Raw genomic sequence first — 13,219 nt, forward strand, 5'->3', positions numbered from 1 at the left:
GGATTTATTTATCTAAAAATACCGCTTGTTTTATTTTCTTCAAACGGTTCCAAATCCGGATATTGAAAGGATGTTTAGGAGTGTCTTTTGGTTTTTCATTTGGATCATATAGCATGCCGGTACACAAGCACATTTTGTTTTCTTTGCTTTTTAATATTTCATAATTAGTGCATGTTTGGCAGCCTTTCCAAAAGCTAGGGTCATTTGTAAGCTCTGAAAAAGGAACTGGTTTGTAACCCAAATCAGAATTTATTTTCATTACTGCTAAGCCTGTTGTAATTCCGAAAACTTTTGCTTCTGGATATTTTTTAAGTGAGTAATCAAACACAAATGATTTTATTTTTTTTGCCAAACCAAGATTTCTATAATCGGGATGAACGATCAAGCCAGAATGAGCTACAAACTTGCCATGTTGCCAACTCTCGATATAACAAAAACCTGCAAATTTCCCATTTTCTAGTGCAATAACGGCATCTTTGGTTTCCATTTTTTTCTGGATATACTCAGGCGTTCTTTTAGCTATTCCGGTACCTCTTAAAAGTGCCGAAAGTTCTATTGTTTCGCAAATTTCTATTGCGTATTTGTAGTGCTCTTCCTGAGTTGTGACGATGGAAATATTCATTTTAAAAGTAGAATTTTAAAGTTAGAAAAGAATAGTGTAATGAAATCTGAGACGAGTTTGTGTTACATGTATTTCATGCTTTAAAACAGGTTACTTTGTTGTAAGTAACTGAAATAAAGTACAATATAGATGTAAATGCGTTTGTTTTTGGATATAAGAATCCAATGTAAAATAACGGTAAGTTCAAAACAGAAAAAATGAAAAATGAATAAAAATACGAAACAGGTCTTGGGTACTATAGCGATAGCATCCGTACTTCGGGCGAAGTCATAAGTCTGTTTGTCCGTGACAAAGTAGTAATATGTAAACTTGTATTATTCATTGCAGCAAAAGTACACTTATTTTTAGCTATTCAATTCATTTTTAAGTTTTCTAACAAAATACCAACGGATTGTTGATTTTTTTTCAAAAAAAAACTCCTTAACATAATTGATTATCAAGGAGTTCTATTGGATTTAATGTAATTTAGACTACTAGTTTCTAAATCGGTTGCGAGTGATTATGTCTTTAATTTTTGCTTTCAAGTCTTCGCCAGTATCGTAAACCATTTGTTCACTTGAAGGAAAAAGAACTGCTCTTCTATCAAAATAAGAGAAATAATTATCATCTGAGGCACGACGGTCTCCTTTGCACGTGGCATAAATATTTTCGAAAATGAATTCGCTAGTTAGTGGGAACGATTGCAACAATTGATTGTTTTTAAAGTTAATGTAATCAATTTTGGCTGTTATTTGGCATGACTTAAATTGGCGGAATTCATATATTCTGGCAGCAACGGTAATCAGGTTATCTACCATAACTACTTTGCCTTTTTCGTCTAGTACTTCTTTTCCATTGGCATCAATTAGTTTTTTTACACCGTCTTTTATCACGCGTTCTTTTACAAATTCTCGTTCCTTAATTTGTTCGGGTGAAATATAAATTTGTCTAAAATTGATTACCATTCCATAGTCGTAATCAATTCCTTTTTGTCTGTTGCTATTGTAAACGGTCCATTTGTCGTTTAACCCCAAAGTGCTAAAATCCAATAGGTCATTCTGCAAACGCTGAGGAATAATCATGTTGGTTTCATTTTTTGTATAAACCGAAACATAATCAGAACCTTTAAATTTAGCTTCATCCATGAGTTGCAAAACATTTTTATAATTTGGATTGATTTGATTCAAATACTCTAAATCATCAAATGCTTTTCGGTAATTCATTTTATCTGAAGTCACCATTAATTTTTTGGCATTGGCATATAAATAAGCTGATAAAGCATTTTTACTACTGATGATTTGATCGTTATAATTATCAAAAGGAAAGATTGCATTTCGGCCTTCTTTAATGAGTTTTAAAGGGAGAACCGGTTTAATTTTTTCCTGACGGGAATTCAATTGTACATAAGTAGTGTACATTTTTTCCAGTTGTGCAGGATTAGCCTCTTTGGTTAATAAATTAAGGGCATTCAAATCACGCTCTTTTGCTTTGGCGAACGCCTCTTCTAGCAAATACACATAATCTTGTTTGCCTTTTTTATCTTTATTGCTACGCAAATTAGATACAGCATTGTCTATGGCTTGATCGTAGTTTCCAGAGCTCAATAGGTTTTGAGTTTGTTTCACGCCACAAGCGCTAAAAAGGAGAAACAAGGATAATAAAAGAGTAATTTTTTTCATAAGCTGTAGAATTATGTATTTGAATTTGACTTGTTTTTCCTATTTGTTTTAAGCAGATAATTTGATTTTCGATTTTTGAAAATCCAAAAACAATGCCAAAAAAAAACCTAACAAAAATAGACTAAATGTTAGGTTTAAATATATAAATTATAATTTTTATGGTCTTACAAAAGGAGGAAGGAGTTTACTTGATACTTCACCAAAACCAATGCGGACCTGACCGTTTTGACAGTAGCCTTTCATAATTACGGTATCATTATCATTGATAAACTTACGCTCAGTTCCGTCACTCATTTTTATCGGATTTTTTCCGCCCCAAGTTAATTCTAACATAGAACCAAAACTATCTTCGGTAGGACCGGAAATAGTCCCAGAACCCATCATATCTCCAGAGTTTACTCGGCATCCATTAGAAGTATGGTGCGCTAATTGCTGGCACATAGACCAATATAAATATTTAAAATTAGAATGAGAAACAACCTTTGGTTTTGCATTTTCAGGTTGAATGGCTACTTCTAAGTTGATATCAAAAGAATGTTTTCCTTTTTGTTGTAAGTAGGGAAGTGGAGTAGGTTCTTGTTTGGGTCCTTTCGTTCTAAACGGTTCCAATGCATCCATAGTAACAATCCAAGGGGAAATAGAGCTAGCAAAATTCTTAGCTAAAAATGGACCTAATGGTACATATTCCCATTTTTGAATGTCACGAGCACTCCAATCATTCAATAAAACCATTCCGAAAATATAATCTTCAGCTTCAGTGACCGCTATATTTTCGCCCATGATATTTACATCGGTTGTTATGAATGCGGTCTCCAATTCAAAATCTACAGAACGTGAAGGTCCAAAAACCGGTGTAGTTTCTCCATTTGGTAGTGTTTGTCCCATTGGTCTGTGAACCGGAATTCCAGAAGGAACAATGGAAGAACTTCTGCCGTGGTAGCCTACGGGAATGTGAAGCCAGTTAGGCAATAATGCATTTTCTGGGTCGCGGAACATCTTTCCTACGTTTGTAGCGTGTTCTTTACTAGAGTAAAAATCAGTATAATCCCCAATTAATACCGGTAGTTGCATTTCAACATCTTCCATTCTAAAAATGATAATGTCAAGATCTTTTGCATTATTTTGTAATTTCGGGTTTGTGGCATCAAAAAGTTCTGCAATTCGATTCCGAACCAAACGCCATGTTTTTTGACCATCTGAAATAAAATCATTCAAAGTATCTTGCATGAACATATCATCTGTAAGTTCAATGCCTTCAAAATAATTTAATTGTTGTAAGGCACCAAGGTCAATGGCAAAATCACCAATTCTTGTTCCTACAGTTACTATATTTTCTTTGGTTAGAAAAACTCCAAAAGGTATGTTTTGAATAGGGAAATCACTATCGGCAGGTACTTCTAACCATGATTTTCTATTGGTATCGTTAGCTGTTATCGGCATATTTTGTTAATTATTTTGTTAAAAAATTACTCATCAAATATATCATAATCTAACTATTTACCAAACGTTTTTTTGTATTTTTGCATCAAATTAACGAAAATCAAAAAAATGCAACGCGACGAACAAATTTTTGACCTTATTCTAGAAGAACAAGAAAGACAAATTCACGGATTAGAACTTATTGCATCAGAAAACTTCGTAAGTGACGAAGTGATGGAAGCTGCGGGTTCTGTTTTAACGAATAAATATGCCGAGGGATATCCTGGCAAAAGATACTACGGAGGTTGCGAAGTAGTTGATGTTGTAGAACAAATTGCTATTGATAGAGCCAAAGAATTATTTGGAGCAGCGTACGCAAATGTGCAGCCTCACTCTGGCTCACAAGCAAATACTGCGGTTTACCACGCCTGTATTAAACCTGGAGATAAAATTTTAGGTTTTGATTTGTCTCATGGGGGACACCTTACCCACGGTTCACCAGTTAATTTTTCAGGTCGTTTGTACACTCCTTCCTTTTATGGTGTAGATCCAGCAACAGGACGATTAGATTATGATAAAATACAAGAAATAGCCACTCAAGAACAACCAAAATTGATTATTGCAGGAGCTTCGGCGTATTCTCGTGATATGGATTTTGAGCGTTTTAGAGTCATTGCTGATAGCGTCGGAGCAATCTTATTGGCTGATATTTCGCATCCTGCGGGGCTTATCGCCAAAGGTTTGATGAATGATCCATTGCCACATTGCCATATTGTAACGACAACCACACACAAAACATTACGTGGTCCTCGCGGAGGTTTAATCTTAATGGGTAAAGATTTCGAAAATCCATTTGGTTTAACCACTCCAAAAGGGGAAATCAGAATGATGTCTTCTTTATTGGACCTGGCTGTTTTTCCAGGGAATCAAGGAGGTCCATTAATGCATATTATTGCAGCCAAAGCAGTTGCTTTTGGAGAAGCATTAAAAGATGAATTTTTTACGTATGCTTTGCAATTACAAAAAAATGCAAATGCAATGGCTGATGCTTTTGTAAAAAGAGGCTATGAAATCATTTCAGGCGGAACAGACAATCACATGATGTTGATTGATTTAAGAAATAAAAATATTTCTGGAAAAGAGGCTGAGAATGCTCTTGTAAAAGCAGAAATTACCGTAAATAAAAACATGGTTCCATTTGATGATAAATCACCATTTGTAACTTCAGGAATTCGTGTAGGAACGGCAGCTATTACCACTCGTGGTCTTGTTGAAGAAGATATGGAAACTATTGTAGCCTTAATTGACAGAGTATTGCTAGATCATACAAACGAAGAGGTTATTGAGGCAGTTGCCAATGAAGTAAACGAAATGATGAGCGAAAGAGGTATTTTTGTTTTCTAAACTTTTGTTTAAAAGTTTAAAGAGTTTAAAGTTTAAAGTTTTGTATTGTGCAAAAGTTAGAACTTTAAACTCTTTTCGTTTTCAGGAGAATCTTAAACTTTAAACAATTTTTTAAACCTTAAACTAATTTTAAAATGTCAGTACTAAGATTAAAATTACCAACCGATCCTAGATGGGTTAATATTGTAGAAAAAAACATTGAAGAAATCCTGACGGATCATGCTTGGTGCGAACAAAAGGCTGCTACAAATGCAATTACAATCATCACTCACAATTCAGAGCATCAAGATTTAGTGCGGGATTTATTGGCTCTAGCCAAAGAAGAAATCGATCATTTTGAGCAAGTACATAACATTATTGTCAAACGAGGCTTGAAACTGGGTCGAGAACGCAAAGATGAGTATGTGAATGAACTGTATTTATACATGAAAAAAAGCAGTGATGGGAGCAGAGTATCCAGTTTAGTGGAACGATTATTGTTTTCTGCAATGATAGAAGCCAGAAGTTGTGAGCGTTTCAAAGTACTTTCTGAAAACATTCAAGATGAAGAATTAGCTGTTTTTTATAGAAATTTAATGGAGAGTGAAGCGGGACATTATACTACTTTTATTACCTATGCTCGAAAATATGGCGTAGGAATTGACGTTGAAAAACGTTGGAGAGAATGGCTTTCATTTGAAGAAAATATCATAAAAAATTATGGTAAAAATGAAACAATTCACGGGTAATTTCAATGTGTAGTTTGTGTTTTCTATAACTTTTTATTTACAGCAAATGAATATAAGTATCCCGCCAGTTAGGGTATTAATTGAATATATTCTAATCAATCCAGATTTTAGTATTAAAGTAAATGAATTGTTGGTAGATTAGTATTTTTTGATTTTCTTTAGGCTTTAATTTTAACTTTAACACTTGTTTATTGATATGAAACTCAATTTTAATTATGATGGAAATATTGCATGTAAAGCAATATTACAAGAACAATTAGAGAAATTTGATATTAAATATCAATTGCTGGATTTAGGACAAATTGAAATTGCGGATACTGTTTCTGAAGATGTTTTGACTGAACTCCAAGTGAGTTTGTCAAAGTATGGAATACAAATTATTGATAACCCAAAAGGGCAATTAATTCAAAAAATTAAAGATGCTATTATTGAAATTGTCTATGAAAAAGATAAGTTTCCTAATGTTACCATTTCGCAATACTTGTCTGATAAATTGAACTTTAGATACGGGTATCTTACTAATGTTTTTTCTGAATATACATTTACTTCGATAGAGAATTTTATAATTATTCAAAAAATAGAACGCGCTAAGAAAATGATAATTGAAGAAAAACTCACCTTAACTGAAGTTTCTCATGAATTAAACTACAGCAGTGTGGCATATTTATCAACCCAGTTTAAAAAAGTTACTGGATTGACACCCTCCATGTTCAAAAGAATAGTAGGTAAAAAGAGAAAATTATCTAACAATGATTAATTAAGTTACAAAAACACCCATTTATGCTTACACACCAAGATTCAATGCATATTCTTTTAGCTGACGATGACGAAGATGATCGCACTTTTTTTAGTGAAGCTATACAAGAGCTTAAAATGAATAATAAGTTGACTCTATTTAAAGATGGAAATGATCTTATGGATTATTTGGTACATCCTGAAATTAAGTTGCCTCATGTTTTGTTTCTAGACTTAAACATGCCCGGAAAAACAGGTATTGATTGTCTCAAAGAAATTAGATCTAATGCTCGTTTTAAAGATGTTTCAATAGCAATATATTCTACATCCTCATCAGAAAAAGACATTGAAGATACCTTTATTGAAGGGGCGAATATCTACATTAAAAAACCTAATGATTTTTCTGAACTGAAAAAAGTGATCAAAGAGGTGGTCAATATGAATTGGCAGTTTCACACTTCAGGGTTAAATATTGAAACATTTTTCTTTAGCATTTAACAAGGAGTAAATGAAAATTCTTGGACTATATAAAAACTCACAAGTGTTTAAAATAGCTTTAGCTATTGCAATTGTTGTTGTTTGCTATATCGCTTCTATGTTTTATTCCCAAATGAAAAAGTTGGACTCAACCGTTGAATTAATTTCAAATTCAAACCAAACGCAACTCGAATTAGAAAAACTTTTATCAGTAATTAGTAATTACGAGATGAATTTGCGCAGTTACATTATCACAAAAGAAGACAGGTATATTGAAGACCGCTTTTTAAATAGAGGTAAAATCGCAGAAAGCGTAACAAAGCTAGAGCTCTTAACAAAAAATGATAGCGCTCGATACAATGATATTGACCGCTTAAAAAAACTGATTGATCTTAAATTCAAGTTATTCAGAAGGACATTACTGCTGGCACAAAGTAAAAAGTCTGGTCCGCTCGCCATAAATCAGATGTTACTGGAGAGTAGTACTATTACAGAAAAGATGCAATCCTTTGTGACAAAAATCATATTTTCAGAGAGTATAAAAACGAAATTTGAAAATAACAATCATCAATTTGAATTGCGTGACTCCATTATTACAGCCTTTTTATTGGTTATTCTTTCTCTTTTGATATTGTTGCTTTCCTTCCAAAAAATGAATGTTGATATTGAGGAACTTAAAAAAGCAAATGATCAGTTAAAATTATTGAATGAGTCCTATAACACTGCAGAAATGACAGCAGGTTTTGGTCATTGGATGGTCAATGTTGAAACTAGTAAATACTCATTTTCGGATAATATTTTTCGTTTGATGGGAGTGGAGCCTAACGCTTTTGAACCTAATTTAGAAAACACCAGCAAATATATTCATCCGGATGATTTAGCATATGTAACCCAAGTGCATACGGATTCGTTAATAAACCACCAAGCGACCTCTATGGTGTTTCGGTATTTGACTCCAGATGGAATTATTAAATACATCATTGCTGTAGGTAGTTTTACAACAAATGGAGCTGGAGAGCTAATTAAAATTGGGGTAAACTATGATATCACCAATCAATATAAAAAAACACTAGAGTTAGAGGAAAATAACAAAGAGCTTAAATATATCAATACTGAACTGGAGGCATTTAACAATATTGTGAGTCATGACTTGCAAGAACCACTACGAAAAATTCAAATGTTTATTTCAAGATTTGAAGAAAACGAATTGAATTTACTTTCTCAACAAGGTAAAGACTATTTTTCTAAAATTCGGTTTACGGCAAATAGAATGCAAACTTTATTAATTGATTTGGTTGATTATTCCAGAACAATAAAAGGGGATAAAGTTTTTGTTGAAACAAATCTAAACAAAGTTTTGGAGGAAGTACTTCAAGATTTATCCTCAACTATTGATGATAAAAATGCCCATATCGCTATTGGAAATTTACCTACCATTAAAGCAATTCCTTTCCAAATTAAACAGCTTTTTATTAATTTAATTTCTAATGCTTTGGAGTATAGTAAGGAAGAGGGTATCCCGCATGTGAGTATTACTGCCAATAAAATTACAGTAAAAGAAATGCTAGATTATAAAATCGCCAATAAAAATGATTATCATAAGATTATGGTTTCTGATAATGGAATTGGCTTTAAACAAGAATATTCAGATAAGATATTTCTATTGTTTAAACGTTTAGAAACCAATCCAAAATATTCAGGAACAGGACTTGGATTAGCAATTTGTAGCAGAATTGTGGAAAATCATAAAGGTTTCATTAAAGTAAAAGCAAAACCAAATGTTGGAGCTAAATTCTATATTTTTATTCCAAAAGGAGAATTGCTTTAATTTCAATAATTTATTGCCAATAAACATAGTGCTATTACTCGCTGAAGCTGCAATACAGGACTTTAAAACTTTCGAGAAATTGCCTGTAAATCATGGCCGGATACATACGGTTCTATTTTATCGAAAGAGCAAATTGATTATATGCTCGATTTGTTTTACTCAGAGAAAACTCTTCTTGAAAATTTAAACGATAAAGGACATCATTTTCTTTTGGTAAATGAGGGAGAAGTCTGTCTAGGTATTACTTCGTATGAACATAATTATTTAAACCAAAAATGTACGCGCCTTCATAAAATCTATTTGTTGCCTGAAGCACAAGGAAAAGCAGCCGGAAAGTTACTGATTGAAGCCGTAGAAAACTTAGCCGTAGAAAACCAATCGATTGTAGTTTCATTAAAAGTGAAACAATTCAATAAAGCGATTTCGTTTTATAAAAAAATAGGAATTGAAGTGGTTTTAGATGAAGAAATTCTATTAGACCATGGCTACAAAATGGAAGATTACAAAATGGAAAAGAAACTTTAATTATCCTTATTTCGCGGCGTTTTTTATCTCATAATTTTACAACAATGAATTTTACTTCAACATGTATATTGTCGTATATTTATGGGGAGAATTTACAACAACCTGTACATTTAAATACGAAGCGAAATGAGTTTTAAATTACGATTACTATTTTGTTTATCAAGTCTTATTTTGCTTTCTTGTTCCAAAAATGAAACAGAAGAAATTAGACCTACAGTAGGAGAAGTTACGGAAAGTGTTTATGCTTCCGGAGTTATAAAAGCAGATGGGCAGTACACTGTTTATGCTACCGTAAACGGCACATTACAAAAAGTAAATGTTATCGCAGGTCAATCTATCACTAAAGGTCAGTCATTATTTGAACTGGAAAGTGATAAAGCAGAGTTGAATACAGAGAATGCGCGATTAGCCTATCAATTAAGTCTGGAAAGCAGTCGTTATATTCAAGATAAAATTGCCGAAATGGAAATGAAAGTCCAGTCAAGCAGAGACAAATTGACATTAGACGAATCCATTTATAACCGAAATAAAAACATCAGAAATCAGGGAGGAATTTCGGAAGTTGATTTTGAAAGGGTCGAATTAGCATTTAAAAGTTCTAAAATTAATTACGAATCGGCTAAAAAACAATTGTCACAACTCAAAGCCCAATTAAAGAATGATCAAAGTAGAAATAGCGTCAACCTAAAAATCAATCAGAAATCCCAAAGTGATTTTAGCGTCAAAAGCGCCTTTTCCGGAAAGCTGTTTGATGTCTTGGTTAAAGAAGGAACGTTAGTTACACCACAAACTCCTTTAGCAATAATTGGTCAGGAAAATTCATTTTTATTAGAACTCGAAGTAGATGAAAATGATATGGTTCGCGTGAACATTGGACAAAAAGTATTGGTGACAATGGATAGTTATAAAGGGCAAGTTTTTGAGGCCATAATTGATAAAATTTATCCGATAATGAATGAGCGTTCCCGTACTTTTAAAATCGAAGCACATTTTATAAAACCGCCCGAGAAACTCTACCCAAATCTTACAGCCGAAGCCAATATTATCATTCAGGTAAAGAAAAATGCTATTACGATTCCTAAAATATATTTAATTCAAGGCAAATATGTTTTAGTAAATAAAGACGAAAAACGGGAAGTAAAAATAGGTTTGAGTGATTATCAAAAAGTAGAAATAGTATCGGGATTAACTGCAAATGAAATAATTTATAAAGCCAAATAATGAACTTTAAACTCATTTTGAATATTGCATTGCATTTGCTTCGTGCACGATTTAAACAAACGATTGTCGCTGCTATTGGCGTAACGTTCAGTATCGCCATGTTTATTGCTTTGGTCAGTTTTATGAATGGGTTAAATGATTTACTGGATGGCTTAATGCTCAACAGAACGCCACATGTGCTGCTATACAACGAAATTAAACCTTCAGAAAATCAACCCGTTTTTTTGTCCGACGCCTTAAAAAAAAACATCAATTTTGTTCGTTCGATTAAACCAAAAGACCGTGGAAAATCAATCTACAACAGTAAAACAATTTTGGCAGTTTTAAAACAAGATCCACGGATTATTGATGTTGCACCAAAGGTGACAACATCTGTTTTTTTTAATTCGGGAACTATTGAGATTTCAGGAATAATAAATGGAGTTGACGTTTTATCTGAAGATAAATTATTTAAGATCAGCGATTATATTATAGATGGAAAAGTAGATGACTTACTTCAGAATAATAGTATTATTATCGGGAAAGGCTTGTCAGATAAAATGTTACTTACCAAAGGAGATATCATTAAAATTACCACTTCTAAAGGGAATTTAGCTTCGCTTAAAATTGTGGGTATTTCCGAAATTGGAATTGTAGAAATCGATAATATCACGAGTTATACTTCTTTGGCTACAGCCCAAAAAATACTGGGAAAGCCTACAAATTATATCACGGATATTCAACTCAATTTATATGATATAACTTCTGTATCTGCTGTTGCAAAAGAGTTTCAGAATACTTTTGATCTGGATACAATTGATTACAAAACCGCAAATTCTCAGTTTGAAACCGGAAGTACGGTACGAAGTATCATTTCCTATGCCGTTGGCGTAGTATTGCTGATTGTTGCCGGTTTTGGGATTTATAATATTCTGAACATGATGATTTATGAAAAAATGGACAGTATTGCGATTTTGAAAGCCACGGGATTTTCCGGGAATGATGTAAAATGGATTTTTGTTTCGCTTTCTATCATCATAGGACTTGCTGGAGGATTGTTTGGATTGCTGTTTGGCTATGTTTTCTCTTCAATTATTGATGTTATTCCGTTTGAAACGGCTTCGTTACCCACAGTGAAAACCTATCCTATCAATTACAATCCGATATATTATGGTATCGGGATTACTTTTGCATTGTTTACAACGACCATTGCCGGACTTTTTCCTGCTTTAAAAGCCAGTAAAGTGGATCCAGTAGAAATTATCAGAGGAAAATAAAGATGGAAAAAAACACAGTTTTAGAGACAATTGGATTAAGTAAATATTTTTACGATCCTGTAAAATTCCAAGTTTTAAAGGAAATTAGCATGCGTGTTAATCATGGTGAGTTTGTTTCTATAGTAGGAAAGTCGGGTTGTGGGAAGTCGACTTTGTTGTATTTACTTTCTACGATGGATACGGATTATGACGGTCAGATATTGATTAATAACGAACTTGTAACTGGAAAAACCGACAGAGAATTAGCATTAATCAGAAATGAAAAAATAGGTTTTGTATTTCAGTTTCATTACTTACTGGCAGAATATAATGTGCTGAAAAATGTAATGCTTCCGGGGATGAAATTAGCTAGATATTCTGATAAAGAATTAGAGCATCGTGCCATGGAACATTTGAAAACACTGGATATGGGAGATCAGGCGCTGAAAATGCCAAATCAATTGAGCGGCGGACAAAAACAGCGCGTGGCAATTGCGCGTGCTTTGATAAACGACCCGTTGATTATAATGGGGGATGAGCCTACAGGAAATTTAGACAAGAGAAACAGTGATTTGGTTTTTGATATTTTCAATAAGTTGACTCAGGAGAAAAATCAGAGTTTATTAGTGGTTACCCACGATACTGATTTTGCCCAAAAAACGAATAGAATTATTACTATGGAAGATGGGAAAATAATTTCTTAAAGTACTATTTCACTATAATTTCATGTTTATAGAGCAATCCTTTCAAACCCTCTAAAGCAAATACTGCTTTTTTTAATTTAGTTGTTTTAGGATCTATGGTGTAATTGAAACTAGTTTTAAAATTTGCTTTGTTGGCAATAGCTTTTGCAAATTCAGAGCGGTATAAATCACAGTTTTCAAAGAGCACTTCGGTTAAATCTGTGCTCATGAAATCTACTGCGACGAGGCTACAATTGGTAAAAGAAGTTCCTTTTAATTTTAGAGTATAAAACTTGGAAAAATCCAATACGCAATTCTTAAACGCAATTTCAAAAATTAATTTATCGCACATAGCAAAATTAACATCTTTAATTTCGCATTTATTGAAAGTTACAGTTCTAAAGGCTACATAATTTATTTTGGCGTTGCTAAAAATACATTCGTTAAAGGTACAATCTATAAATGTTACAGAAAGAAATACGCACTGCGAGAAATTACATTTAGTAAACGTACAGCATTCAAATTCTTTAAAATTAACTTCCTCTTCACCGTAAGTGATGCTTTTGTATTCGATATCTAGAAAATATTCTGCCATTTAAAAAATTTATAGTCAAGGTGAAGTTCACTATTTAATTCTGTAAAGGAACAAAATTAATGCGCTGTAAGGAGTAGAGTATTTGTAAA

Annotated in this window: 13 protein-coding genes; 9 read left to right on the forward strand and 4 right to left on the reverse strand. The window is 33.0% G+C overall.

The genetic code is table 11. The features are described 5' to 3' along the window. Positions 1-4 precede the first annotated feature (4 nt). From ACNQGB_RS08020 to fahA, 3 genes are all read right to left on the reverse strand, one after another. On the reverse strand, positions 5-622 hold the full coding sequence (locus ACNQGB_RS08020) for a GNAT family N-acetyltransferase (protein WP_417944179.1): 618 nt from the start codon (positions 620-622) through the stop codon (positions 5-7). Positions 623-1,095: 473 nt separating this feature from the next. After that, positions 1,096-2,280: a hypothetical protein gene (locus ACNQGB_RS08025; protein WP_417944178.1), complete on the reverse strand. Its 1,185-nt coding sequence runs from the start codon at positions 2,278-2,280 to the stop codon at positions 1,096-1,098. Positions 2,281-2,436: 156 nt separating this feature from the next. Then, complete coding sequence (gene fahA / locus ACNQGB_RS08030; protein WP_417944177.1) at positions 2,437-3,720, reverse strand: fumarylacetoacetase; 1,284 nt, start codon at positions 3,718-3,720, stop codon at positions 2,437-2,439. 108 nt (positions 3,721-3,828) lie between these two features. Between fahA and glyA the strand changes: the two genes are divergently transcribed. The 9 genes from glyA to ACNQGB_RS08075 all read left to right on the forward strand — a co-directional run bounded on the left by glyA (position 3,829) and on the right by ACNQGB_RS08075 (position 12,556). Then, entirely contained in the window at positions 3,829-5,103 is a 1,275-nt protein-coding gene (glyA, locus tag ACNQGB_RS08035) for a serine hydroxymethyltransferase (RefSeq protein WP_417944176.1), read from the forward strand. A gap of 134 nt (positions 5,104-5,237) precedes the next feature. Beyond that, a complete protein-coding gene (locus ACNQGB_RS08040) occupies positions 5,238-5,831 on the forward strand; it encodes a MiaE family protein (RefSeq protein ID WP_417944175.1) in 594 nt (197 codons plus the stop codon). Between the two features lie 196 nt (positions 5,832-6,027). Further along, positions 6,028-6,588: a helix-turn-helix domain-containing protein gene (locus ACNQGB_RS08045; protein WP_417944174.1), complete on the forward strand. Its 561-nt coding sequence runs from the start codon at positions 6,028-6,030 to the stop codon at positions 6,586-6,588. Positions 6,589-6,611: 23 nt separating this feature from the next. Further along, positions 6,612-7,064 (forward strand): response regulator, encoded by a 453-nt coding sequence (locus ACNQGB_RS08050; protein WP_309759543.1) that lies wholly within the window; start codon positions 6,612-6,614, stop codon positions 7,062-7,064. A 10-nt stretch (positions 7,065-7,074) separates the two neighbouring features. Beyond that, entirely contained in the window at positions 7,075-8,871 is a 1,797-nt protein-coding gene (locus ACNQGB_RS08055) for an ATP-binding protein (protein WP_417944173.1), read from the forward strand. Between the two features lie 141 nt (positions 8,872-9,012). Continuing rightward, on the forward strand, positions 9,013-9,396 hold the full coding sequence (locus ACNQGB_RS08060; RefSeq protein WP_417944172.1) for a GNAT family N-acetyltransferase: 384 nt from the start codon (positions 9,013-9,015) through the stop codon (positions 9,394-9,396). Between the two features lie 126 nt (positions 9,397-9,522). Continuing rightward, entirely contained in the window at positions 9,523-10,617 is a 1,095-nt protein-coding gene (locus ACNQGB_RS08065) for an efflux RND transporter periplasmic adaptor subunit (protein ID WP_417944171.1), read from the forward strand. Further along, entirely contained in the window at positions 10,617-11,873 is a 1,257-nt protein-coding gene (locus ACNQGB_RS08070) for an ABC transporter permease (RefSeq protein ID WP_417944170.1), read from the forward strand. Before ACNQGB_RS08065 ends, ACNQGB_RS08070 begins: the two co-directional genes overlap by 1 nt. 2 nt (positions 11,874-11,875) lie before the next feature. Then, positions 11,876-12,556: an ABC transporter ATP-binding protein gene (locus tag ACNQGB_RS08075; RefSeq protein WP_309757120.1), complete on the forward strand. Its 681-nt coding sequence runs from the start codon at positions 11,876-11,878 to the stop codon at positions 12,554-12,556. Between the two features lie 4 nt (positions 12,557-12,560). Here ACNQGB_RS08075 and ACNQGB_RS08080 read toward each other — a convergent pair whose 3' ends face one another. Further along, complete coding sequence (locus tag ACNQGB_RS08080) at positions 12,561-13,130, reverse strand: pentapeptide repeat-containing protein (protein WP_417944169.1); 570 nt, start codon at positions 13,128-13,130, stop codon at positions 12,561-12,563. Positions 13,131-13,219 lie beyond the last annotated feature (89 nt).

The sequence above is a fragment of the Flavobacterium frigidum genome (assembly GCF_048286795.2).

Coding starts and splice junctions, on each gene's coding strand:
- ACNQGB_RS08020 (WP_417944179.1), bottom strand. CDS start 622: ATGAATATTTCCATCGTCACAACTCAGGAAGAGCACTACAAATACGCA.
- ACNQGB_RS08025 (WP_417944178.1), bottom strand. CDS start 2,280: ATGAAAAAAATTACTCTTTTATTATCCTTGTTTCTCCTTTTTAGCGCT.
- fahA (WP_417944177.1), bottom strand. CDS start 3,720: ATGCCGATAACAGCTAACGATACCAATAGAAAATCATGGTTAGAAGTA.
- glyA (WP_417944176.1), top strand. CDS start 3,829: ATGCAACGCGACGAACAAATTTTTGACCTTATTCTAGAAGAACAAGAA.
- ACNQGB_RS08040 (WP_417944175.1), top strand. CDS start 5,238: ATGTCAGTACTAAGATTAAAATTACCAACCGATCCTAGATGGGTTAAT.
- ACNQGB_RS08045 (WP_417944174.1), top strand. CDS start 6,028: ATGAAACTCAATTTTAATTATGATGGAAATATTGCATGTAAAGCAATA.
- ACNQGB_RS08050 (WP_309759543.1), top strand. CDS start 6,612: ATGCTTACACACCAAGATTCAATGCATATTCTTTTAGCTGACGATGAC.
- ACNQGB_RS08055 (WP_417944173.1), top strand. CDS start 7,075: ATGAAAATTCTTGGACTATATAAAAACTCACAAGTGTTTAAAATAGCT.
- ACNQGB_RS08060 (WP_417944172.1), top strand. CDS start 9,013: ATGCTCGATTTGTTTTACTCAGAGAAAACTCTTCTTGAAAATTTAAAC.
- ACNQGB_RS08065 (WP_417944171.1), top strand. CDS start 9,523: ATGAGTTTTAAATTACGATTACTATTTTGTTTATCAAGTCTTATTTTG.
- ACNQGB_RS08070 (WP_417944170.1), top strand. CDS start 10,617: ATGAACTTTAAACTCATTTTGAATATTGCATTGCATTTGCTTCGTGCA.
- ACNQGB_RS08075 (WP_309757120.1), top strand. CDS start 11,876: ATGGAAAAAAACACAGTTTTAGAGACAATTGGATTAAGTAAATATTTT.
- ACNQGB_RS08080 (WP_417944169.1), bottom strand. CDS start 13,130: ATGGCAGAATATTTTCTAGATATCGAATACAAAAGCATCACTTACGGT.